At 55.1% G+C, this 22,889-nt stretch carries 19 protein-coding genes and 1 tRNA gene; 14 read left to right on the top strand and 6 right to left on the bottom strand.

Going from position 1 to position 22,889, the window contains the following annotated elements; translation table 11 throughout:
• Positions 1-106: 106 nt before the first annotated feature.
• Positions 107-1,753, bottom strand: a complete 1,647-nt coding sequence (gene groL / locus PGR79_RS19410; RefSeq protein ID WP_015368665.1) for a chaperonin GroEL — start codon at positions 1,751-1,753, stop codon at positions 107-109.
• Positions 1,754-1,790: 37 nt separating this feature from the next.
• Positions 1,791-2,084, bottom strand: a complete 294-nt coding sequence (locus PGR79_RS19405; protein WP_003855929.1) for a co-chaperone GroES — start codon at positions 2,082-2,084, stop codon at positions 1,791-1,793.
• Positions 2,085-2,315: 231 nt separating this feature from the next.
• Here PGR79_RS19405 and yjeH point away from each other — a divergent pair, with 231 nt between their 5' ends.
• On the top strand, positions 2,316-3,563 hold the full coding sequence (yjeH, locus tag PGR79_RS19400; protein WP_430922316.1) for an L-methionine/branched-chain amino acid transporter: 1,248 nt from the start codon (positions 2,316-2,318) through the stop codon (positions 3,561-3,563).
• A gap of 31 nt (positions 3,564-3,594) precedes the next feature.
• Here yjeH and PGR79_RS19395 read toward each other — a convergent pair whose 3' ends face one another.
• A complete protein-coding gene (locus tag PGR79_RS19395) occupies positions 3,595-4,065 on the bottom strand; it encodes an FxsA family protein (RefSeq protein WP_015368667.1) in 471 nt (156 codons plus the stop codon).
• 335 nt (positions 4,066-4,400) lie between these two features.
• Here PGR79_RS19395 and aspA point away from each other — a divergent pair, with 335 nt between their 5' ends.
• The 8 genes from aspA (at position 4,401) to PGR79_RS19355 (ending at position 12,915) form a co-directional block, all read left to right on the top strand.
• A complete protein-coding gene (gene aspA / locus PGR79_RS19390; protein ID WP_045380159.1) occupies positions 4,401-5,837 on the top strand; it encodes an aspartate ammonia-lyase in 1,437 nt (478 codons plus the stop codon).
• Positions 5,838-5,953: 116 nt separating this feature from the next.
• The gene (locus PGR79_RS19385) at positions 5,954-7,255 is read left to right on the top strand and encodes an anaerobic C4-dicarboxylate transporter (protein WP_430922314.1); all 1,302 of its coding nucleotides are present in this window, start codon (positions 5,954-5,956) and stop codon (positions 7,253-7,255) included.
• Positions 7,256-7,354: 99 nt separating this feature from the next.
• The gene (cutA, locus tag PGR79_RS19380) at positions 7,355-7,678 is read left to right on the top strand and encodes a divalent cation tolerance protein CutA (protein ID WP_032715456.1); all 324 of its coding nucleotides are present in this window, start codon (positions 7,355-7,357) and stop codon (positions 7,676-7,678) included.
• Positions 7,654-9,366: a protein-disulfide reductase DsbD gene (locus PGR79_RS19375; protein ID WP_430922312.1), complete on the top strand. Its 1,713-nt coding sequence runs from the start codon at positions 7,654-7,656 to the stop codon at positions 9,364-9,366. The genes cutA and PGR79_RS19375 overlap by 25 nt, the downstream gene beginning before the upstream one ends.
• Positions 9,367-9,401: 35 nt before the next feature.
• Positions 9,402-9,977 (top strand): transcriptional regulator, encoded by a 576-nt coding sequence (locus PGR79_RS19370; RefSeq protein ID WP_113374765.1) that lies wholly within the window; start codon positions 9,402-9,404, stop codon positions 9,975-9,977.
• A gap of 65 nt (positions 9,978-10,042) precedes the next feature.
• Entirely contained in the window at positions 10,043-12,130 is a 2,088-nt protein-coding gene (locus PGR79_RS19365) for a DUF1176 domain-containing protein (protein WP_430922310.1), read from the top strand.
• A 114-nt stretch (positions 12,131-12,244) separates the two neighbouring features.
• Positions 12,245-12,320: transfer RNA gene (locus PGR79_RS19360), tRNA-Phe, on the top strand.
• Between the two features lie 268 nt (positions 12,321-12,588).
• Entirely contained in the window at positions 12,589-12,915 is a 327-nt protein-coding gene (locus PGR79_RS19355) for a contact-dependent growth inhibition system immunity protein (RefSeq protein ID WP_430922308.1), read from the top strand.
• Positions 12,916-12,976: 61 nt separating this feature from the next.
• Here the strand turns inward: PGR79_RS19355 and PGR79_RS19350 are convergent, their stop codons facing one another.
• Both PGR79_RS19350 and PGR79_RS19345 read right to left on the bottom strand, forming a co-directional pair.
• Positions 12,977-13,264: a PerC family transcriptional regulator gene (locus PGR79_RS19350; RefSeq protein ID WP_020079839.1), complete on the bottom strand. Its 288-nt coding sequence runs from the start codon at positions 13,262-13,264 to the stop codon at positions 12,977-12,979.
• A gap of 330 nt (positions 13,265-13,594) precedes the next feature.
• On the bottom strand, positions 13,595-14,161 hold the full coding sequence (locus tag PGR79_RS19345; RefSeq protein WP_020079840.1) for a helix-turn-helix transcriptional regulator: 567 nt from the start codon (positions 14,159-14,161) through the stop codon (positions 13,595-13,597).
• A gap of 651 nt (positions 14,162-14,812) precedes the next feature.
• Here PGR79_RS19345 and pgaA point away from each other — a divergent pair.
• From pgaA to pgaD, 4 genes are read left to right on the top strand one after another with little or no spacing between them, the layout of a single operon-like run.
• Complete coding sequence (gene pgaA / locus PGR79_RS19340) at positions 14,813-17,260, top strand: poly-beta-1,6 N-acetyl-D-glucosamine export porin PgaA (protein ID WP_411325443.1); 2,448 nt, start codon at positions 14,813-14,815, stop codon at positions 17,258-17,260.
• Between the two features lie 38 nt (positions 17,261-17,298).
• A complete protein-coding gene (gene pgaB, locus PGR79_RS19335; protein ID WP_375156857.1) occupies positions 17,299-19,284 on the top strand; it encodes a poly-beta-1,6-N-acetyl-D-glucosamine N-deacetylase PgaB in 1,986 nt (661 codons plus the stop codon).
• Positions 19,277-20,608, top strand: coding sequence for a poly-beta-1,6-N-acetyl-D-glucosamine synthase (gene pgaC, locus PGR79_RS19330; RefSeq protein ID WP_087859248.1), 1,332 nt, complete (start codon positions 19,277-19,279; stop codon positions 20,606-20,608). Before pgaB ends, pgaC begins: the two co-directional genes overlap by 8 nt.
• Entirely contained in the window at positions 20,605-21,039 is a 435-nt protein-coding gene (gene pgaD / locus PGR79_RS19325; protein ID WP_087859247.1) for a poly-beta-1,6-N-acetyl-D-glucosamine biosynthesis protein PgaD, read from the top strand. Before pgaC ends, pgaD begins: the two co-directional genes overlap by 4 nt.
• Positions 21,040-21,096: 57 nt before the next feature.
• On the opposite strand, the gene PGR79_RS19320 is transcribed toward pgaD, so the two are convergent.
• Complete coding sequence (locus PGR79_RS19320; RefSeq protein WP_045380425.1) at positions 21,097-21,888, bottom strand: DsbA family protein; 792 nt, start codon at positions 21,886-21,888, stop codon at positions 21,097-21,099.
• A gap of 218 nt (positions 21,889-22,106) precedes the next feature.
• Between PGR79_RS19320 and PGR79_RS19315 the strand changes: the two genes are divergently transcribed.
• Complete coding sequence (locus PGR79_RS19315; protein WP_087859246.1) at positions 22,107-22,790, top strand: TerC family protein; 684 nt, start codon at positions 22,107-22,109, stop codon at positions 22,788-22,790.
• The last annotated feature ends 99 nt before the right edge of the window (positions 22,791-22,889 follow it).

Raw genomic sequence — 22,889 nt, 5'->3', positions numbered from 1 at the left:
CGCACTGGCCCGGATGTAAACCTTATACTAAAAAGCCAGCAAAAAGAAAAACCCCCAGCCATTTCTGACCGGGGGTTTCTGCATTTTTATGCCGTATAGCGCACGATTACATCATGCCGCCCATACCGCCCATGCCGCCCATGCCACCAGCAGCACCTAAATCAGGCGCGTCGCCTTTCGGCAGGTCGGTCACCATGCACTCGGTGGTGATCATCAGACCAGCAACGGATGCCGCGTACTGCAGCGCAGAACGGGTGACTTTAGTCGGGTCCAGGATACCGAAGTCGATCATGTTGCCGTACTCTTCGGTAGCCGCGTTGTAACCGTAGTTACCGTCGCCTGCTTTCACGTTGTTGGCAACCACAGACGGCTCTTCACCGGCGTTGGAAACGATCTGACGCAGCGGCGCTTCCATTGCGCGCAGCGCAACTTTGATACCGACGTTCTGATCTTCGTTCTGACCGGTCAGGCCAGCGATTTTCGCCGCCACGCGGACCAGCGCTACGCCGCCGCCAGCTACCACGCCTTCTTCAACCGCAGCACGGGTCGCGTGCAGGGCATCGTCAACGCGCGCTTTTTTCTCTTTCATTTCAACTTCGGTAGCAGCACCGACTTTGATTACCGCAACACCGCCGGCCAGTTTAGCCACACGCTCCTGCAGTTTTTCACGGTCGTAATCAGAGGTCGCTTCTTCGATCTGCTTACGGATCTGAGCAACGCGGCCCTGAATTGCGGCTTCTTCGCCAACGCCATCGATGATGGTGGTGGTGTCTTTGTTGATAACAACGCGTTTCGCCTGACCCAGGTCTTCCAGAGTCGCTTTTTCCAGCTCCATACCGATCTCTTCAGAGATAACGGTACCGCCAGTCAGGGTCGCGATGTCCTGCAGCATGGCTTTACGACGATCGCCGAAGCCCGGCGCTTTAACCGCAGCAACTTTAACGATGCCGCGCATGGTGTTAACCACCAGGGTCGCCAGCGCTTCGCCTTCAACGTCTTCAGCGATGATAACCAGCGGTTTGCCAGCTTTCGCTACAGCTTCCAGGACCGGCAGCATTTCGCGGATGTTGGAGATTTTTTTGTCAGCCAGCAGGATGAACGGGCTTTCCAGTTCAACAGCGCCGGTATCCGGCTTGTTGATGAAGTAAGGGGACAGGTAGCCACGGTCGAACTGCATACCTTCAACGACGTCCAGCTCGTCTTCCAGACCGGTGCCGTCTTCAACGGTGATAACGCCTTCTTTACCGACTTTATCCATCGCTTCAGCGATCAGTTTACCTACGGTTTCGTCGGAGTTAGCGGAGATAGTACCAACCTGAGCAATGGCTTTAGAGTCAGAGCACGGTACGGACAGGGCTTTCAGTTCTTCAACAGCGGCAACGACAGCTTTGTCGATACCACGTTTCAGATCCATCGGGTTCATGCCCGCGGCAACGGCTTTCAGACCTTCGTTAACGATAGCCTGAGCCAGTACGGTTGCGGTGGTGGTACCGTCGCCTGCAGCGTCGTTCGCTTTAGAGGCAACTTCTTTCACCATCTGCGCGCCCATGTTTTCGAATTTGTCTTCCAGTTCGATTTCACGAGCTACGGAAACGCCATCTTTAGTGATGGTCGGCGCGCCGAAGGATTTGTCCAGAACAACGTTACGGCCTTTCGGGCCCAGGGTGACTTTAACTGCATCTGCCAGTACGTTTACGCCGCGCAGCATTTTTACACGAGCGTCGTTACCGAATTTTACGTCTTTTGCTGCCATTTCTTTTATTCCTCAAATTCGTTCAGGGTCGTGCGAATTACGCTTCAACAATTGCCAGGATGTCGCTTTCGGACATGATCAGCACTTCTTCGTTGTCGATTTTCTCAGACTTCACGCCGTAACCATCGTTGAAAATCACGATGTCACCAACTTTAACGTCCAGCGGCTGCACAGTTCCGTTTTCCAGGATGCGGCCTTTACCGACAGCGATGATTTCGCCACGAGTTGATTTAGCTGCCGCAGAACCGGTCAGAACGATGCCGCCTGCAGATTTGGTTTCAACTTCTTTACGTTTGACGATCACACGATCATGTAACGGACGAATACTCATTGATAGCTCTCCTTCGAGAAAGTCATTATCAGTTATGGATGGCGCCGGGCCGTAAACGGTTTCCGACTAGTGCAGAGAGAGATGGGGATGGCCATTTACCGCTTCAAGGGGAAAATTAAAAAAAAATTTCCGCCTGTGCGCTGACGCGCAAAAATATTCGCGTGGCGGCTGCGCTTTCTGGCGCAAAGGGTTGTGATAACATCGTTTTTTTGCCGCGCGCAGGGTTGAGTCATGAGTGGTTTAAAACAGGAGCTGGGGTTAGGTCAGGGAGTCGGGTTACTTTCAACATCACTACTGGGAACCGGCGTATTCGCCGTACCGGCGCTGGCGGCGCTGGTCTCAGGCGATAATAGCCTGTGGGCGTGGCCGGCGCTGATTATCCTGGTCTTTCCCATCGCTATCGTGTTTGCCGTGCTTGGGCGCCACTTTCCCAGCGCTGGCGGCGTGGCTCATTTTGTGGATATGGCGTTCGGCCCACGTCTGGCGCGGGTAACCGGTTGGCTGTTTTTATCGGTGATCCCGGTGGGCTTACCCGCCGCCCTGCATATCGCCACCGGTTTTGGCCAGGCGCTGTTCGGCTGGCACGATACTCAGCTGCTGCTTGCCGAGCTCGGCACGCTGGCGATCGTCTGGTGGGTGGGCTCGCGCGGCGCCAGTTCCAGCGCCAATCTACAGACGCTGGTTGCGATATTGATTGTCGCGCTGATCGTCGCCATCTGGTGGCGCGGTGGCATAAACCCGGCGCAGATCCCTTTCCCGGAGCCTAAAGATGTCGACACGTCACAGCTGTTTGCGGCCCTATCGGTGATGTTCTGGTGCTTCGTCGGCCTGGAAGCCTTTGCTCATCTGGCATCAGAGTTTAAACGTCCAGAGCGCGACTTCCCTAGAGCGCTGATGATTGGCCTGGTGCTGGCAGGAACCGTTTATTGGGGCTGTACGGTAGTCGTTCTGCATTTTCACGCCTTCGGTGAGGAAATGGCGGCGGCGGCTTCGCTGCCAAACATCGTAGTGCGACTGTTCGGCGTGCAGGCGCTGTGGGTTGCCTGCGTAATCGGCTATCTCGCCTGCTTCGCCAGCCTCAATATCTATATCCAAAGTTTTGCCCGCCAGGTCTGGTCGCAGGCGCAGTTCAAGCCGGAGAGCTACCTGGCCCGCCTGTCGCCGCGCCAGGTACCGCGCAACGCCCTGAATACGGTCTTAGGCTGCTGCGTACTTAGTACGCTGTGCATTTACTGGCTGAACATTAATCTCGATGCGCTGATCGTCTATGCCAACGGCATTTTCATCATGATTTATCTGCTGTGCATGCTGGCGGGATGCCGACTCCTGCACGATAAATACCGCGTGCTGGCCATCGTGGGAAGCGTGCTCTGCATTTTGCTGTTAGCAATGGTCGGCTGGAAGAGCTTGTACGCCATTATTATGCTGGCGGTGCTGTGGTTCGCCTTACCTGCACGCTCACCTTCAGCAAGCCGATAACAAAAAACCGGCGCAGGCCGGTTTTGTCGTTTTAGCGGTCGTCTTTGTGATCCAGACGGTCTCGTTCGTCGTCTTTGCGCTGGAACTCCCCTTCGAAGGTGTCTCCGTTGCCAGCGCCGGCGCTAAAACCGCCGCCCGGCATCCGGCTAAAGCGCAGATACGGCATCAGTTTTAAGGTCATCAGCTTTTGCACCGGCGGCAACAGCAGCAGCAGACCGAGGAAGTCGGTAAAGAAGCCCGGGATCAACAGCAGCAGCCCGGCGATAATCAGCGACACGCTTTTAATCATTTCTGCGGCAGGGCTTTCGCCAGCCGCCATTTTCTGCTGCATCAGCATCAGGTTTTTGAAGCCCTGGTTGCGGACCAGCGACATCCCTACAACCGAGCTAAAGATAACCAGGATCAGCGTCAACAGCACGCCAAGCACGTGCGCGACCTGGATAAAGATCGAGATCTCGACGTAAACGTATAAGAAAAAGGCAATAAATGGGATCCAACGCACCGGCGTCTCCTTCAATCGGCCGTCGTAGCAGACGCCCGTAGTGATAAATTTGCTATTCGCGTCATAGGAATGTGGGGTTGGCGCGCCATTTTTCAATCAACGACAACGGCATTTTTTTCAAAAATAGTAAAGCGGTGACTCATTTCACAGATTAATAATTCTTATCCGCCGCGCTATATAATAAGTGATCAAGGTTACTGAACTTCGCTATCATCAGCATATGATCGTGGGCACCGGGCCGGTTAAGGAAATAATCTTCGGTCTGAAAATACGCTAAATCCTATAAATTCTGTGTATTTGGTGAATTCATTGGCAGCTTGAAAAAGAAGGTTCACATGTTAAACAACATTCGTATCGAAGAAGATCTGTTGGGCACCAGGGAAGTTCCAGCTGACGCATACTATGGCGTTCATACTCTGAGAGCGATTGAAAACTTCTACATCAGCAACAACAAGATTAGCGACATCCCTGAGTTTGTTCGGGGCATGGTGATGGTGAAGAAGGCCGCCGCGCTGGCTAACAAGGAACTGCAAACCATTCCTAAAAGCGTAGCGAACACCATTGTCGCGGCATGCGATGAAGTGCTGAACAACGGTAAATGCATGGACCAGTTCCCGGTTGATGTGTTCCAGGGCGGCGCGGGCACCTCCGTCAATATGAACACCAACGAAGTGCTGGCGAATATCGGTCTGGAACTGATGGGCCACCAGAAAGGTGAATACCAGTTCCTCAACCCTAATGACCACGTCAACAAATGCCAGTCCACTAACGACGCCTACCCCACCGGTTTCCGCATCGCGGTCTATGCATCGATTCTCAAATTAATCGATGCTATCAAACAGCTGGGCGAAGGCTTCCAGGCGAAAGCCGTTGAGTTCCAGGACGTCCTGAAAATGGGCCGCACGCAGCTACAGGATGCGGTGCCGATGACCCTCGGCCAGGAATTCCACGCTTTTAACGTACTGCTGAACGAAGAAACCAAAAGCATTCTGCGTACCGCAGAGCTGCTGCTGGAAGTGAACCTCGGCGCGACCGCTATCGGGACTCGCCTGAACACCCCTGACGGCTACCAGCAGCTGGCAGTACAGAAACTGGCGGAAGTCAGCAACCTGCCGGTCGTTCCGGCGGAAGACCTGATTGAAGCGACTTCTGACTGCGGCGCGTATGTGATGGTTCACAGTTCGTTGAAACGCCTGGCGGTCAAACTGTCCAAGATTTGTAACGACCTGCGCCTGCTCTCTTCCGGCCCGCGCGCTGGCCTGAATGAAATCAACCTGCCAGAGCTGCAGGCCGGTTCCTCAATCATGCCGGCAAAAGTTAACCCGGTGGTGCCGGAAGTGGTTAACCAGGTGTGCTTCAAAGTTATCGGCAACGATACCACCGTGACCATGGCCTCCGAAGCCGGTCAGCTGCAGCTGAACGTTATGGAGCCGGTGATTGGCCAGGCGATGTTTGAATCTATCCACATCCTGACCAACGCCTGCTACAACCTGCTGGAAAAATGCGTGAACGGCATTACCGCTAACAAAGCGGTATGCGAAAGCTACGTCTACAACTCCATCGGTATCGTTACCTACCTCAACCCGTTCATCGGCCACCACAATGGCGATATCGTCGGTAAGATTTGCGCCGAAACCGGTAAGAGCGTACGTGAAGTGGTGCTGGAGCGCGGGCTGCTGACCGAAGCCGAACTGGATGACATTTTCTCCCCGCAAAACCTGATGCATCCGGCTTATAAAGCAAAACGGTATACCGATGAAAGCGAACAGTAAGCTTTCAGGGTAAACTAACCAAAGGCATGTCAGTGATGACATGCCTTTTTGCTTTTTTGGGTTTACGAAACGACAACAATTCAATATCAACTTGTTAAAAAACAAGGAAGGCATATATGTTTGGTGCAGAGCTCGTGGTTGTCCTGCTGGCAATCTATTTGGGGGCCCGACTCGGGGGCATTGGTATCGGCTTTGCCGGTGGCCTCGGCGTCCTCGTCTTAACCTTAATTTTTCAAATTCCACCCGGGGCGATCCCCTTTGACGTCATTGAAATCATCATGGCGGTTATCGCCGCTATCGCCGCGATGCAGGTCGCCGGAGGGATGGACTATCTGGTCAGCCTCGCCGAACGTATGCTACGCCGCCATCCCAAGTACATTACCTTCCTTGCGCCGCTGGTCACCTGGTTTATGACCGTGCTGGCAGGCACTGGTCATACCGCGTTTTCTACCCTGCCAGTCATCACCGAAGTGGCGAAAGAACAGGGTATTCGCCCTTCCCGCCCGCTTTCCATCGCCGTTGTCGCTTCGCAGATTGCGATTACCGCCTCGCCTATCTCCGCGGCAGTGGTCTTCTTTGCCGGTATTCTCGAACCACTTGGCGTCAGCTACCTGACGCTGCTGGCGATCTGCCTGCCGGTTACCCTGATTGCCGTCATGCTGACCGCCGTCGTCTGTAACTTCCTCGGCTGCGAGCTGAAAGACGACCCGGTCTATCAGGAACGGCTGGCAAAAGGGGAAGTGAGCCTGCGCGGCAGTCAGGTCTTCGAGCTGAAGCCGCATGCTAAACACTCCGTTCTGCTGTTCCTCGTCGGCATCGTCGCGGTCATGTTCTACGCTACCGCCATCAGCGACACCGTCGGCCTGATCCAGAACCCGGTGCTGCCGCGTAACGAAGCGATCGTGGTCTTCATGCTGACCATCGCCACGCTGATTAGCATCACCTGTAAAATCGATACCGGCGAAGTGCTGAACGCCAGCACCTTTAAGTCAGGAATGAGCGCCTGCGTCTGCGTGCTCGGCGTCGCCTGGCTCGGGGATACCTTCGTTAAAGCGCACATTGCCGATATCCAGACGGTAGCGGGCGATCTGCTGCAAAACTATCCGTGGTTGCTGGCGGTGGTGCTGTTCTTCGCCGCTACGCTGCTCTATTCACAGGCTGCCACGACCAAGGCATTGATGCCCGCCGCGCTGCTGCTTGGCGTCACCCCGCTGACGGCAATTGCCTCATTCGCGGCGGTCTCAGCGCTGTTCGTGCTGCCAACCTATCCGACCCTGCTGGCAGCGGTCGAAATGGACGACACCGGCTCCACGCGTATCGGCAAATATGTCTTTAACCATGCCTTCCTGATCCCGGGCGTCATCGCCATTACGCTTTGCGTGATCCTCGGATTCATCTTCGGCGGCCTCATGCTTTAAGATCGTTAAAAAGGGGCCAGTAAAGTAACTGACCCCTTTGGTTAATCTCCCCGCATCATGCATGCTATAGTGCCTCTTTTCGCTGATACGAGGTTCACGATGACTACGCCTGATGCTGTTGTTGTACTCTGTACCGCGCCGGATGAAGCGACCGCCCAGGATCTGGCGGCCAAAGCGCTCGGAGAAAAACTCGCCGCCTGCGCCACCATCCTGCCGGGAGCGACGTCGCTCTACTACTGGGAAGGAAAGCTTGAGCAGGAGTATGAAGTCCAGATGCTGCTCAAAACCAACCTGGCCCATCAGCAGGCGTTACTGGACTGCCTGAAGTCCCATCACCCGTATCAAACCCCCGAACTACTGGTCCTGCCGGTTACTCACGGAGACAACGATTACCTCTCATGGCTCAACGCATCATTACGCTGATCCTGCTACTGTGCAGCGCATCCGCCAGCGCCGGGTTGTTTGACGCCCCCGGGCGTTCAAACTTCGTGCCTGCCGATCGGGCTTTCGCCTTTGACTTTCAGCAGAATCAACACGACCTCAACCTGAGCTGGCGCATCAAGGATGGCTACTACCTCTACCGTAAGCAGATTACGCTGACGGCAAAGGACGCTGCGATCGTCGCCCCTTCGCTACCGCCTGGCGAATGGCATGAAGACGAGTTTTATGGCAAAAGCGAAATTTATCGTCAGCGTCTGACATTACCGATTAGCCTCACGCAAGCCAGCAAAACAGCCACGCTGACCGTTACCTATCAGGGCTGCGCCGACGCCGGGTTCTGCTACCCGCCGGAGACCAAAATCGTGCCGCTCAGCGCGGTGCTCGCTGACTCCGGCAAGGCGCTGGCAGACCAACCTTCAGCACCCGCCAGCGGCAACCAGACCGGCGCGGAACCCGCGTCGCTGCCGTTTTCAGCGCTATGGGCGCTGCTGATTGGTATCGGTATCGCCTTTACGCCTTGTGTTTTACCGATGTATCCGCTGATTTCCGGGATTGTCCTCGGCGGTAAACAGCGCTTATCAACGGCGCGCGCCCTGCTGCTGGCATTTATTTATGTCCAGGGGATGGCGGTTACCTATACCGCGCTGGGGCTGGTCGTAGCCGCCGCCGGTCTGCAATTCCAGGCCGCGCTGCAGCACCCTTACGTATTAATTGGGCTGTCAGCGGTATTTATCGCGCTGGCGCTGTCGATGTTCGGCCTGTTTACGCTGCAGCTGCCTTCATCGCTGCAAACCCGACTGACGCTGATGAGCAACAAGCGCCAGGGTGGTTCGCCGGGCGGCGTGTTTGCAATGGGCGCCATCGCCGGGCTTATCTGTTCCCCTTGCACTACGGCCCCGCTTAGCGCCATTCTGTTGTATATCGCTCAAAGCGGTAACCTGTGGCTCGGCGGCGGCACGCTGTATCTGTACGCGCTGGGAATGGGGCTGCCGCTGATCCTGGTGACCGTGTTCGGTAACCGTTTGCTGCCGAAGAGCGGGCCGTGGATGGCTCATGTCAAGACCGCGTTTGGCTTCGTGATCCTCGCGCTGCCGGTCTTTTTACTGGAACGCGTTATCGGCGAAGCCTGGGGTTTACGTCTGTGGTCGTTGCTTGGCGTCGCCTTCTTTAGCTGGGCGTTTATCACCTCGCTTGGCGCCACCAAACCCTGGCTGCGTCTGGTGCAAATCGTCATGTTGGCCGCCGCGCTGGTTAGCGCGCGTCCGCTGCAGGATTGGGCCTTTGGCGCACCGGCCGTCCAGCAGCAGGCGCATCTGGAATTTACCCGCGTCAGCACCGTTGATGAACTCAACCAGGCGCTGGCGCAGGCCAAAGGGAAACCGGTCATGCTCGATCTGTATGCCGACTGGTGCGTGGCCTGCAAAGAGTTCGAAAAATATACCTTTAGCGCTCCTGAAGTGCGACAGGCCCTAAAAGAGACCATTCTGTTGCAAGTGGATGTCACTAAGAACAGCGCGCAAGACGCAGCTCTGCTGAAACATTTACAGGTGCTCGGCTTGCCGACGATTCTGTTCTTCAACGCGCAGGGAGAAGAACAGCCCGCGCAGCGCGTCACCGGGTTTATGGATGCTACGGCATTCAGCGCCCATTTGCGCGATTGGCAACCGTGAACGACACTTGAGGAGGATAAATGGAGGAGACTATCGTGCAACGTGAAGATGTCCTGGGTGAGGCCATACAAATTCTTGAAATCGAGGGTATCGCCAACACCACGCTGGAAATGGTCGCCGAACGCGTCGCATACCCGCTTGATGACCTCAAGCGCTTTTGGCCCGACCGCGAAGCGCTGCTTTATGACGCCCTGCGTTATTTAAGTCAGCAGGTTGATGCCTGGCGTCGCCAGCTGTTGCTGGATGAGACGCTGAGCGCAGAACAAAAGCTGCTGGCGCGCTATAGCGCGCTGACCAAATGCGTTAGCAACCACCGCTATCCGGGCTGCCTGTTTATCGCCGCCTGTACATTCTATCCGGATGCCCAGCACCCAATTCACCAGTTAGCGGAACAGCAGAAGCAGGCTTCGCTGGCCTACACGCACGAGCTGCTGACCCTGCTTGAGGTGGATGACCCGGAAATGGTCGCTAAGCAGATGGAATTAATTGTCGAAGGCTGCCTGAGCCGCATGCTGATCAAACGCAGCCAGGCCGACGTCGATACCGCCCAGCGTCTGGCGGAAGATATCCTGCGCTTTGCCCGCTGCCGGATGGGCGGCGCGCTCACGTAATTCGGATTTCCCAAGCCCTGCAAGGCGCATATAATTCCCTGACACTTTCTGTGGCAGGGATCTATATGCGTCCACTTCTCTGGGCCGCCGTAATGGGGCTCTGTTCGACCTCGCTGATGGCCGCCCCTCCTCGCGGTTTCTCTTTCGCCTACAAAGACTGGGAAGTCGCCTGCGATAATACCGGCACCTGCCGGGCTGCGGGCTATGGCGCGACAATGGGCGAAGTCAGCGTCCTGCTGACTCGCAGTGCAGGCGCAGGGCGGCAGGCAACCGCGCAGGTCACGTTTGCGCAGACCGAGCACGATATTCCGCCAGATGCCAGCGTAAATCTTTTTATCAACGATAGCGATCGCGGGACGCTTGAGGCTATCGACGACAGCCATTTTCATTTCGACAGTACGCAAACCAGCGCGCTTATTACCGCCCTGGAGCAAAACGCGAAAATCGAGCTATCGCTCAATGGCCAGCGCAAGCGGCTGTCGAACGCAGGCAGCAGCGCGGTGTTCCTCAAGATCGATGAATTCCAGCGGCGGATCGGCACCGCCGATGCGCTGTTACGTAAAGGCGACGGTGACGACAGCACCGTTCTGCGCGCCATTCCCGCGCCGGAGATCCTGAGCGCGCCGTTTATTCACAGCGCCCAGCCCGTTGCGCTCAACGCGAAACAACAGCAGAAATGGCTACCGCAATTGGAAATCGCGCTCAACAGCCAGTGTGATGACAGGCAAAACGCCGATATTCCGACCAGCGAACGACAAATCACCCTCACTTCGCTGGATAAAAATCACTCGCTACTGCAGACTCTGTGCTGGCGCGCCGCCTATAACGACGGCTACGCGATGTGGGTTGTCGATAACACACAGACCGCCAGGCCACAGCTCATTACTACGGATGCTTCCAGCTATAACGATGGCGTAATCGCCTTCTTTAACAAGGGACGCGGCGTCGCCGACTGCGTCAGCGGAGAAGAGCGAGTGTGGGATGGCAAAGCTTTTGTGCAAAGTCTGAAATACAGTACCGGCATGTGTCGGGAAATCACCCCAGGCGGAACCTGGCAGCTTCCTACCTTCGTCAGCAAGGTTATTCCCCGCAAGCAACGAGAGGCCGATATACTCGCGCTGAAGACGTTGCACGACGCGGTCCTAAAAGAGCAAAAACGCAACCCGGAACTTGCATTAGAGAACATTGCGGAACAGTTTCCGCTCAGCGGACACATCAGCCACTTTACCCTCACCTATGCCGACGACGCGCCGGTCTCAACCACCAAGCCAGCGGCGGATATCAGCGACGATGAGTGGCAGGCGTTTTTACATTCCGATATCAGCGCCGATTCGGAAAACGGCAAAGTCAGCTTCACGCTTATCGACCTCGACGGCGACGGCAAACGCGATCTCATCATCGATAGCTATGTTGGCGGTACCGGCCTGTTCAGCTATACCGGCGTGCTGAAACGCGGTGATAACGCCTTTGAATCGGTGAACGATGCCGACAGCAATGACGACGATAACTTCGATGCCGGCGTGCCCGGCGCCCTTTACTCTATTAACGATCGCGGAGCGAACCAGTGGGGCCGCTGGGTCAGAATCAACGGCCAGGTTTACGCCCTGTGGTTTAACGGCGTGTTTGGGGAAGATAACCTCTATCTGCTGCGTCCGTTTAACCAGAGCGACCTGACGCCGGCCATCACCATCCGCTACCGTTATAACCTCAATATCATTAGCGCTGCGGAAAACGAGCAGACCCCCACCCCCGCCTTAAACGATAAAGATAGAGCTGGCTTATTGAAGTCATTGGACGTCATGCAAGGTAGCCTGCTAAAGGATAAATCTGCTGACGATAACGATGAGCCGATTTGCCCGATCCCGCCTGGCACTGCGAAAGACGATGCGGACAGCTACTATGGCGGCGCTGCAGGACACTATACTGTCGAAACGGTGGCGTGGATCCCGGTGTGGCTCAACGATAAATGCTTTATCGGCACCATTTTCAGCCATCATGGCGCTTACCGCCATGGAGTGGATGCGATCTTAACCATCAGTTCGCCACGAGATGACGAAGAGCTCGTTGGCGATTATGACATCTCCGGAAAACGCCATGCCATCGCCATCACCAGCGGCTGGAAAGTTCGCGAAGGCGATAACGGCGTGATGTGATTTTAAGCAAAACGCCCCTTTTGGCGCAGAATTGCCGCAAAGATAAGCAATCAAACAATAAATAGAGAAATTTCATTGACGCAGTGGGCGGATTACGGTTTAATGCGCCCCGTTGCCCGGATAGCTCAGTCGGTAGAGCAGGGGATTGAAAATCCCCGTGTCCTTGGTTCGATTCCGAGTCCGGGCACCACTATTTAAAGAACCCGCCCAAAAGGCGGGTTTTTGCTTTTCTGCGACCGGACTCTCCATCGAACTGCGTTCGATTATTCGCCGCAACGCGGCTCACCCCTTCGGGGCCAGCGCGACAAGCGCGCTGTTCAACGTCGACTGCATACCGTAGGCCTGATAAGCGCAGCGCCATCAGGCATTCAATGTCCATCGCTTATGGTATTCTCCAATTATCTCACTTCATCCGACGATATTGACAGCCTTTCCTCTACCCTGAACACGGTTTGTACATGACAAAAATGAACCTGAATGAACTTAACAGCTTTATCACGGTTTACTTCGGGCAGGATTATGACCTTATCGATGATAGTGATGAGATCGCCCCCAAAATTGACGCATTTATCGCCGATAGTCATCTCGCCATGAAGTATGGTCTTATCGCAGACATTGACCTTCTGCTGAAAGAAGCAGATAACCCGGAAGAGGAATTCAGGATGCGCTATGGTGCAGACTTTGACCCTCACCTGTGGGGAACAGATGCCCTTAGCTTCCTGAAACGGGTAAGAGATAGAATTAGTCATTCCCTGAATGAGGCGGAGCCGACAGGCCATCAGTAACCCGCGGCTTCCTCACCACACTATCGGTTTGGTCTGATTCAGCAAGATGTCGCTGAAAACGCTAGCGCCGCGTCGCTTTCTTCTTAGCGGGAAGGCGGAACACTTCCCCATTCGGCTTGGCAATTCCCATACGGTACTGCGTTTCTCTGGCTGCCTTGTGGATGTCAGCAAACTCTTCTTTACGCGCCGGCGGCAGCTTCGCTTTTTTCAGGCATTTATTGCGGTGCATCCTAATCCATTCACGGTCATTATCATCGACACACGTCTGCATCACATCCACCCAGCGCGAAGCGGCCCGACGGTACAATCCACGGGCTTCCAGAGACTCGGCAATACTGTCCTTGATCATTCGATAATTTCTCTCACATATGCTAGCTAATTTGCGTATATAAATATAACCACGCCATCCGAAGAAATAATGAAAGAAAACCCCGATAATTTGATCCACGATAAATCTATGCCAGCTCAATATTGAGGGCATTTATAATATTAATTGCTGTGTGCATTAAAACTGCCGAAGCAGTAAGTACTTCCAAAGAGCATTTTTATCATATACCGCGGATTATCATCTGAGTTATTCCTGAACTACGGTTATACCTATCAATGATTGATTAAATTAACATAATACCGTTGTTGAGTAGCTTGTAGTAGATACCTTACTCTGTATTCATTTCCCTTTTTATCGCTTCTGCGCGGGACACTCCAGCAGTCTATTTTTAAAGATAAACAAACAGGCCTCATTAAAGTTGGCCAGTCCCAGACGTTCATAAAGCTCAATGCGTTTACGATACAGGCTTTTCACTGAAGTATTAAGCACCCCGGCAATTTGATCCATGGTCATTCCGGCCCTGAGCAAAGTCAACGTCATATGTTCCTGTGGTTTCAGGCTGAAATTCTTGAGCCATTCTCGGGTCAGCCGCTTACTCTTCACATCAAGAAACAGGCTAAATAAATTAGCCATATCCGTAGGCGTCAAAGACATGTTGAGAAACCACTTTAAGCTCAGCAAATGCTCTTCCCGATGGCGCATATCAAGCATAATACAGCAGATACGTTTACCCGCTTCCGCTGCGCCAGGAATAAGATAATCATAAAAACAAAGCGGCGCCCGACTATCCACCAGCACCGAAAACTCCTCGGCATCACTCTCAAAAAGCTTATGCTCAATCGAATGTAACTGGATGATATCTGGAAAGAAAATTCTTACCCCTTCAAAGAGATAGTGATCCTGAGTAACTAAAAACATTGTCGTTGCCACAAATCATCCCTTTAACAATAAAGCAACAAAACCCCTCCAGGGAGAATATGCACAGCGCCTGGTGGCGTGCTGACTATGGCGAGCAAAATAAAGCATCTGTTTGTCGTTTTAGTAAACCTCCAACCTCTCCATCTATAGTGAATGCTCCACTCCACGACTCTTACGTCATTTCCTAATTATCTGCCCTTCGGCTAATTATAAATAAAAAACTCGCACAAAAAAGAAGCTTTTCCACTATTGAGAATTTTTGTCAAAAATCGTCTTAAATATCTACAGCAACAGCCTAACATTATGCATGGAAAAGCGAACCAAAAACATTAAAACAGAATTTCGGACTCACCTTAACTTATTCCAATTCAGTTAGTTATGCGTAACATCAGACAATTAATTATTGTATAAAAGGACAATTTCCAGATTTATCTTAAAACCACAGGTCTATTATTTGACATATTTTCAGGCAAACATATCAGGTGTACATTAATCGCCACCCCGTTATCGCGAGGAGATATTTTATTACCTTAAATAAGTAATCGCAGCCGCGTACCGTCAGGTAAAAACTCATTACCCCATCCTTTTGCATTCAGCTAAAAGGCCGACGTGTTGTGCAATGGATTCTTGATGGACATATGGTAAATAGTTATGGGAAGATCAACTCGTTTCAATAAGTTATTCTTTTATCGCCGCACGACATTCTCGCTTTCAATTAGTTTATTGTTGTTAACGCCTATTCTGGCTCAGGGGGCTGAGTCGATATATGAACAGCATGTACTACAGGCGCGTGAAGGTAATTACTCTCCTTTTCTCGATTATCTTCAGCAGTATCAGCAACAACATGCCTTGACGCCTGAGCAAGTCGCCGACTGGCTACAAATTGCCTCCTGGGCTGGACGTGATGAAGAAGTTATCCAGGTCTGGCAGCGTTATCAGGTTTATATGGCGCTACCGGCACGCGGTACGGCGGCAGCGGCGCAGGCTTACCGTAATCAAAAACGGTGGTCTTCGGCGCTGGCGCTTTGGGATCAAGCGCTCAGCCAACAGCCGAAGAACGACGATTATCTTATTGGCCGGATTAAAACGCTGGCCGATGCGCGCCATGACGGGCAGGCGCTAAGTGAAGCCCGCCGCTTAGTCGCCACCACACCCAGCGCCGCTCACCTGCAGACGCTCTCCTACGTCTATTTACGTCAGGGAAAAAGCTGGGACCAGCTGCTCACCGATATGCGCGCGCAGGAGCTCGCGCCGCAAAACAGAGAGACGCTCAATAGCCTGATTGAAAGCCTGAGCAGCAATCGCATCAATTCGCCTGCGCTGCAATGGTCAGCCAAAACCACCTTAACGCCCGCGCAGCAGCGAAAGCTGGAAATGGACGCAGCGGCGGAGTGGGTACGGCTGGCGGACACCCCTGCCCGCGGTGAACGGGAGCGCTTTCGCCTGGCGCAAATGGCGCTCAACCGCTACGACGCGCTGTTCGCCCGCTGGCGTCAGGATCCGCAGGCCGCAGAGGATCTTGCCCGCGCGCGTATTGACCGCCTCGGCGCGCTATACACCCGCGGCTATTACACTCAGGTCATCAGTGAATATCAGTCGCTGACCGCCGCTCAGCAGCCCGTTCCTGACTGGGCCATCGGCTGGGTTATCTCCTCTTATCTTGCGCAACAGAACGTCGGGGCCGCGCAGGCGATCGCCCGCCAACATCCCCTTTATCGCCCTGATCCGCAAGATGATCAGCATGAGTTATTTTACGCGCTGCTGGACAGCGGCCAGTATCAGGCCGCCCGCGACTATCTCGCCAAAGTGACTAACGGTGTTCCCTACACCCGCCGCCTTTACGGCTCGCCGACGCCGCAGCCAAACGACCCGTGGCTGAACGCCCAATCGCTGAAGGTACAGTATTTACTGAGTACTAACGCATTGCCGGAAGCCGAGCGTCTCTCCCGCCGACTGGCCGCTACCGCGCCCGGTAATCAGGGGCTGCGCATTGACTACGCGGCGATACTGCAGGCGCGCGGTTTACCCCGCGCCGCCGAACGGGAACTGAAAGCGGCGGAAGCGTTGGAGCCGTCGAATATTCCCCTCGAACGCCAGCAGGCCTACGTGGCGATGGATCTTCAGGAGTGGCGGCAGATGGAGCTATTAACCGATGACCTGCTGGCGCGCAGCCCTGAAGACCTGAGCACGCAAAAATTAGCTCGCGCTCGCGAGGTGCACCATATGTCGGAATTGCGTCTCAACAGTACTCAGGGGATCCACTCGGATAACCCGGTCAGCGGTAGCCACGACTTTAGCTGGGATGCAGCGATTTACGGCCCGCCAATCGCTGATAACTGGCGGCTTTTCGCCGGTAATCGCTTCGCCAAAGGGAATTTTGATGAAGGAAAAGGCTCCAGCCGCCAGCTCTTTGGCGGCATCGAATGGCGCCCGCGTGATGCCTGGGCTGAACTGGAAATCTCCAACAACAATTTTGCCGGCGACAACAAACCCGGCGCCCGGCTTTCCGCCTGGCAAAGTTTCAACGATCGCTGGCAGATTGGCGGCGAGGTCGAACGCCTGTCGCGCCAGACGCCGCTGCGCGCGCTGCGCAATGGTATCAGCGCCAACCGCGGCGAGGGATGGGTTCGCTGGTATCAAAACGAGCGACGCGAATATCGCTTTAGCGCCGCCGCCAGCCGCTTCTCCGACCACAACCGTCGTCAGGAATACACCTTCACCGGCAAAGAGCGGCTCTGGCAATCGCCAACCATCACGCTCGATCTTGAACCTGGGCTTTCCGCCAGCGCCAACAGCCGGACGGATACCCTGTACTACAACCCGAAACGCGACTTCGCCGCCACCTCGGCGCTGGTCGCCGATCACGTCATGTATCAGCACTACGATACCGTCTGGAGCCAGCAGCTTGCGGCAGGCGGCGGCGCCTACTGGCAAAAAGCATATTCGGCCGGCGCTATCGCCATGCTCGGCTACGGCCAGCGAATTCGCTGGAACAACGTGATCGACACCGGCGTGATGCTGAACTGGGACAAGCGCCCTTACGACGGCAAACGCGAAAGCAATCTCTCCATTGCCCTTGATGCGAATTTACGGTTTTAAGGATAAACATGGTCAACAAAAGTATCCGCATCAGCCTGATGGTTATCGGCTGGCTCCTGATGACCTGCGCGCTTCGCGCAGAGACGATTCCTTTTCTGCCGCCGGACGCGCGGCCGCAACCGGAGGCGAATAAGCCCTGGCCGCATAATAAGTTTTTGGTACTGGCCTATCACGATGTAGAAGACGATGCCGCCGATCAGCGCTATCTGGCGGTGCGTACCAGCGCGCTCAACGATCAAATCGGCTGGCTGCTGCACAATGGTTATAAGGCCATCAGCGTGCAAAATATTCTCGACGCCAACGCGGGGTTAATCACACTGCCGCCGAAGGCATTTCTGCTGAGTTTCGATGATGGCTACAGCAGTTTTTACACCCGGGTCTGGCCGCTGTTAAAAGCCTGGAACGTCCCGGCACTGTGGGCGCCGGTAGGCAGTTGGGTCGATACGCCGGAGCAGAAAAAAGTCGATTTCGGCGGTCTGATGACCCCGCGCGAACGTTTCGCCACCTGGGAGATGGTGCGCGAGCTCGCGCAATCACCTCTGGTTGAAATCGGCGCGCATACCTGGGCTTCGCACTATGGTATTCAGGCCAATCCACAGGGTAGCCGCGAACCGGCGGTTGCCAACCGCTTTTATGATAAGGCCAGTGGGCGCTACGAAAGCGACCAGCAGTTTCACCAGCGCATCGATGCCGACGTGCGCAAAGTGAGCGACAAAATCGCCGACGTCACCGGCAAAGCGCCGCGCGCCTGGGTATGGCCCTACGGCGCGGCCAACGGCACATCGCTGGCTATTGCCAAAAATCGCGGCTATCAACTGGCGTTTACCCTAGGCGATGGTCTGGGCGACGTGCGCGATCTGGATAACATTCCCCGTCTGCTTATCTCAGGTAACCCGTCGATCAAGGCCTTCGCCAGCCAGGTAACGCAAATCCAGGAGCGTGAACCGGTTCGGGTGATGCACGTCGATCTCGATTATGTCTACGATAAAGACCCGGCTCAGCAGCGCAAAAATATCGATAAGCTGATCCAGCGCGTCTATGACATGAAAATCACTCACGTTTTCCTACAGGCCTTTTCCGATCCGCTCGGCGACGGCACGGTGAAAGCGCTCTACTTCCCCAACCGCCGCCTGCCGATGCGCGCCGATCTGTTTAATTTCGTCGCCTGGCAATTGCAGACGCGCGGCGGCGCCAAAGTGTATGCGTGGATGCCAGTGCTGGCGTTCGATCTGGACGGTTCGCTACCGCGCGTACAGCGCTGGGATGCACAAAGCAACACGCTGCGCCAGGCTACTCACCCCTATGTACGTCTGTCGCCATGGAATAGCCAGGTGCGCGATGAGATCCGCGATATTTATCAGGACCTTGCCCGCTACGCGACCTTTGACGGCGTGCTGTTCCACGACGACGCGGTACTGACGGATTACGAAGATGCCGGCGCCGGGGCGATGGCTGCCTGGCGTGCGGCGGGCCATCGGGAGGATATCGCGCAGATCCGCCAAAACCCCGCCACGCTGCACGCCTGGACGCGATTTAAAAGTCAGACGCTTATCGACTTCACCCGCACGCTCAGCCAGAGCGTGAAAGCGATTCGCGGCCCGCAGGTGAGAACCGCGCGCAATATCTTCGCCCTGCCGATCCTGCAGCCGGAAAGCGAGGCCTGGTTCGCGCAGAATCTGGATGATTTTCTGGCGGCCTACGACTGGACGGTGCCGATGGCGATGCCGCTGATGGAATCCGTTCCGGTTGCGGAAAGCGATGCGTGGCTGGCGCGTCTGGTGCGCGCCGTCAGCGCCAGGCCGGGCGCACTGAAGAAAACCATTTTTGAGCTACAGGCTAAAGACTGGAGTCTCCCGCAGCAAAACGCCATCCCTGACCAACAGCTGGTCGACTGGATGCGGACATTACAGCTCAACGGCGTCAACAATTACGGCTACTACCCCGACGATTTTCTTAATAATCAGCCTGATATCTCAAAAATCAGGCCCCTGTTTTCATCGTACTGGTATCCCAACAATGACTGATCGCATTATCGCATTTTCGATTTTATGCCTGGTTTTCGGGCTACCGCTGGGCGTGGCCGCCGTTTTCACCGGCGAGTTGATACTGGATTTCGTCTTCTTCTGGCCGCTGTTTATGTCGGTGCTGTGGATAACCGGCGGGCTCTACTTCTGGTTTCAACTGGAACGCCACTGGCCGTGGGGTAAAGAGACGCCGCCGCCGAAACTCGACGGCGATCCGCTGATCTCTATTTTGATTCCCTGCTTTAACGAGGAGAAAAATGCCCGCGAGACCATCGAAGCCGCGCTGGCTCAGCGCTATCGCAACATTGAGGTGATCGCCATCAACGACGGCTCCTCCGACGATACCGCCAGGGTGCTGAATCAACTGGCGGAAGAGTACGACCTGCTGCGGGTGATTCATCTAGCCGAAAATCAGGGGAAAGCGGTAGCGCTGAAAGCCGGCGCTGCCGCCGCGCGTGGGGACTTGCTGGTGTGCATCGACGGCGATGCCCTGCTCGACCGCGATACCGCCGCCTACCTGGTAGCGCCGCTGATTCAGTATCCCCACGTCGGCGCGGTGACCGGCAACCCGCGAATTCGTACCCGCTCGACGCTGATTGGCCGCATTCAGGTCGGCGAATTCTCTTCGATAATCGGGCTGATTAAGCGCACCCAGCGTATTTACGGCCGTGTGTTTACCGTCTCCGGGGTGATTGCCGCTTTTCGTCGCCAGGCGCTGGCGGACGTCGGCTACTGGAGCCCGGATATGATCACCGAAGATATCGATATCAGTTGGAAGCTGCAGCTACGCCATTGGGCGATTTTCTTCGAGCCGCGAGCGCTGTGCTGGATCCTGATGCCGGAGACGCTGAAGGGGCTGTGGAAACAGCGGTTACGCTGGGCGCAGGGCGGCGCCGAGGTTTTTCTGGTCAATCTGCGCCGCCTGTTTCGCTGGGAGCATCACCGGATGTGGCCGCTGTTTCTCGAATATGCCCTCTCCACGCTATGGGCCTTCGCCTATGCGGTCACCATTTTGCTGTTCATCGCCAGCCATTTTGCCCCGCTGCCGGAGAATCTGACCGTCCGCAGCCTTTTTCCGCCGGAATTTACCGGGCTGCTGCTGGGGGTGATGTGTCTGCTGCAGTTTATCGCCAGTCTGTACATCGAACGGCGCTATGAACGCGGCGTCGCCGGCTCGCTGTTCTGGGTGATCTGGTTTCCGATGGTGTACTGGATGATTGGCCTGTTAACCACCATCGTTGCCTTCCCCAAAGTCATGTTGAAACGTAAACGCGCCAGGGCTCGCTGGGTCAGCCCCGATAGAGGTAAAGGAAGAATGTCATGAACGAACAAACCCTGATCTTAACCGAGCATCGCGTGTTGCCGCGCATCTTTGACGGCGTATTAACCGCTATCGCGTGGGCCGGCTTCGCCTTTTTTCTGTATGCCAATTTGCTGATGCAGTTTACCCAGCACGGTAACGACAGCTGGGACGCGATTATGGCGTCGTTTAATACCGTACTGGTCTATTTACTGGTAGCAGCAATTAACGGCTGGCTGCTGATTTTGTGGTATCAGTACAATCTACGCCGTTATAACGCCCGGCGGCACGGCAGCATGGCCTCGCTACGTCATGAAGAGCTAGCGGAGAGCTTTAATATCGCACCGCAAATCATTTCCGAGATGAGCCAATATAACCTGCTGACGGTATATCACGACCAGATTGGCAGAATCATTGATTTAAAAATCAATCAGAGCGAGGAAGACGAACGCTAACGGAACCACAAAAAAGGCCGCATCGCTTGCGGCCTTTGTGCTTACGGGGCGGTGAAATTAGTTACCGCCGGCTTTCTTAATCGCCGCATCCAGCGAGGCTTTGTCGGCCAGTCCCGGGAAGACGGTAATGGTCGCTTCGGTCGCGCCAGTTGTCGGCATGACAATCACGCCAGGCGTACCGCTTAAGCCAATCTCCTGCGCCAGCTGGTTAATGTTTTCCAGCGCCGGTTCGACGTCCGCCGCTTTTTTGGCGTCAAAGTTCACCTTTTTCGCCTGCTGTTGGATGTCCGCCGCCGTCAGTTTGCCTTCGTTATGCCCGGTGGCGTAAACGCCGTTGTGGTAAGTCAGATAGGCCTCGGCCCCTTTCTGCTGATATATCTGCAGACCGGTTTTCGCCGCATCCAGCGAAGTTGCCCAGCGGCTGCCGAAAATCGGCCACTCTTTGAAGGCAAAACGGGTTTGCGGATGGTCTTTAATCACCTGCTCCATAACCGGCGCGAGGCGGCTACAGTAGATGCATTGATAATCGAAGAACTCGATAACGGTGACTTTACCGTTAGCCGGGCCGTAGGTTGGCGTGGCCTTATCCTGCGTCAGCTTGTCGGCATTCTTGATTACCGCCTGGGTAGCGGCGCTGGCCTGCTGCTCCGCCTGAATTTGCTGCAGCTTTTGGCTGGCCTGCAATAGCACTTCCGGATGGGCGACCAGGTAATCAGCGGCGATTTTGCCGATACGCGCTTCCTGCTCCGCGGTGAACGTCGCGGCCGGCGCGTCAGCGGCGCTGGCCAGCGCCGGCAGCAGGGAAGCGCCCGCCAGGGCGAGAATAAGTAGATTCTTGATGCCAGACATATTGAAAAGTCCTTACGAAAAGTAGACGGCAGGTGAGCCTAATCGGACAAAATATCATCCTTTGGCGGCGAATCATTGTCAGTCTATGCATTGATTCGTAACTTTATTTGTCAGACGCCGCGATTCCCCCTACGGCCTGAAGGGTGGTCAGGGGCGAAGAACGGGAGTACCCTGCGCCCATCTTTTTTGATCGACATTATTTGCAATACGAGCCAGGCATGAACGAAATATTGAGTCAGTGGGACTTCGCCGTTATTTTGCTACAAATCATCGCCATCGATTTGTTATTAGGCGGCGATAACGCGGTGGTCATCGCCATGGCCTGCCGCAAGTTGCCGGCGCATCTGCGCACCAAAGCCATTGTTATCGGTACTCTCGGCGCGATTATCGCCCGGGTCGCGCTGCTGGCGGTGGCGATTTATTTGTTGTCGTTGCCGTGGCTAAAAATCGTCGGCGCGTTACTGCTACTGTGGATTGGCATTAAGCTGGTCGCCAACGAGGAAGAAGAGAGCGATATCAGCAGCTCCAGTAGCCTGTGGCGCACCGCCGTCACCATCACCGTCGCCGATGTGATCATGTCGCTGGATAACGTGCTAGCCGTGGCAGCCGCCGGTAAAGGCCATCTCCTGCTGGTGGCGCTGGGGGTATTAATCAGCATCCCGATTATTGTCGCGGGCAGTAAGCTGGTGTTGGCCATACTGACTCGCTTTCCCTCGGTCGTATTGCTGGGCGGCGCGTTGATTGGCTGGATTGCCGGTTCAATGATGATAACCGACCCGACCTTTGTTCAGCTGTTCCCCAATTCCCCGAATTATCTACATTTTGTTGCCGGGGCCATTGGTGCGGCGCTGGTGCTGCTGGAAGGATGGCGGCGCAACTACCGCTCCGGCACCCCAGAATAATCACTGGATGCCGTCATCCCCGACGGCGTCAAGTTTTTGCCACTTTTCTCCGCCACCCTTTCTCATTTGCCCTACTCTTAATAGAGCCGCCTGATCCAG

This window comes from Klebsiella sp. 141161 (genome assembly GCF_050600815.1).
GTDB classification, from domain to species: domain Bacteria; phylum Pseudomonadota; class Gammaproteobacteria; order Enterobacterales; family Enterobacteriaceae; genus Klebsiella; species Klebsiella aerogenes.
Note: the sequence above shows the minus strand (reverse complement) of the source record. Positions and strands in the feature narration are given on the sequence as shown.

What these genes read in the sequence shown, in the direction of transcription:
- PGR79_RS19350 (WP_020079839.1), bottom strand. Translation starts at nt 13,264, where the DNA reads ATGATCAAGGACAGTATTGCCGAGTCTCTGGAAGCCCGTGGATTGTAC.
- PGR79_RS19385 (WP_430922314.1), top strand. Translation starts at nt 5,954, where the DNA reads ATGTTTGGTGCAGAGCTCGTGGTTGTCCTGCTGGCAATCTATTTGGGG.
- pgaB (WP_375156857.1), top strand. Translation starts at nt 17,299, where the DNA reads ATGGTTATCGGCTGGCTCCTGATGACCTGCGCGCTTCGCGCAGAGACG.
- yjeH (WP_430922316.1), top strand. Translation starts at nt 2,316, where the DNA reads ATGAGTGGTTTAAAACAGGAGCTGGGGTTAGGTCAGGGAGTCGGGTTA.
- PGR79_RS19315 (WP_087859246.1), top strand. Translation starts at nt 22,107, where the DNA reads ATGAACGAAATATTGAGTCAGTGGGACTTCGCCGTTATTTTGCTACAA.
- PGR79_RS19320 (WP_045380425.1), bottom strand. Translation starts at nt 21,888, where the DNA reads ATGTCTGGCATCAAGAATCTACTTATTCTCGCCCTGGCGGGCGCTTCC.
- PGR79_RS19365 (WP_430922310.1), top strand. Translation starts at nt 10,043, where the DNA reads ATGCGTCCACTTCTCTGGGCCGCCGTAATGGGGCTCTGTTCGACCTCG.
- pgaA (WP_411325443.1), top strand. Translation starts at nt 14,813, where the DNA reads ATGGGAAGATCAACTCGTTTCAATAAGTTATTCTTTTATCGCCGCACG.
- PGR79_RS19375 (WP_430922312.1), top strand. Translation starts at nt 7,654, where the DNA reads ATGGCTCAACGCATCATTACGCTGATCCTGCTACTGTGCAGCGCATCC.
- groL (WP_015368665.1), bottom strand. Translation starts at nt 1,753, where the DNA reads ATGGCAGCAAAAGACGTAAAATTCGGTAACGACGCTCGTGTAAAAATG.
- PGR79_RS19405 (WP_003855929.1), bottom strand. Translation starts at nt 2,084, where the DNA reads ATGAGTATTCGTCCGTTACATGATCGTGTGATCGTCAAACGTAAAGAA.
- PGR79_RS19355 (WP_430922308.1), top strand. Translation starts at nt 12,589, where the DNA reads ATGACAAAAATGAACCTGAATGAACTTAACAGCTTTATCACGGTTTAC.
- pgaD (WP_087859247.1), top strand. Translation starts at nt 20,605, where the DNA reads ATGAACGAACAAACCCTGATCTTAACCGAGCATCGCGTGTTGCCGCGC.
- pgaC (WP_087859248.1), top strand. Translation starts at nt 19,277, where the DNA reads ATGACTGATCGCATTATCGCATTTTCGATTTTATGCCTGGTTTTCGGG.
- PGR79_RS19345 (WP_020079840.1), bottom strand. Translation starts at nt 14,161, where the DNA reads ATGTTTTTAGTTACTCAGGATCACTATCTCTTTGAAGGGGTAAGAATT.
- cutA (WP_032715456.1), top strand. Translation starts at nt 7,355, where the DNA reads ATGACTACGCCTGATGCTGTTGTTGTACTCTGTACCGCGCCGGATGAA.
- aspA (WP_045380159.1), top strand. Translation starts at nt 4,401, where the DNA reads ATGTTAAACAACATTCGTATCGAAGAAGATCTGTTGGGCACCAGGGAA.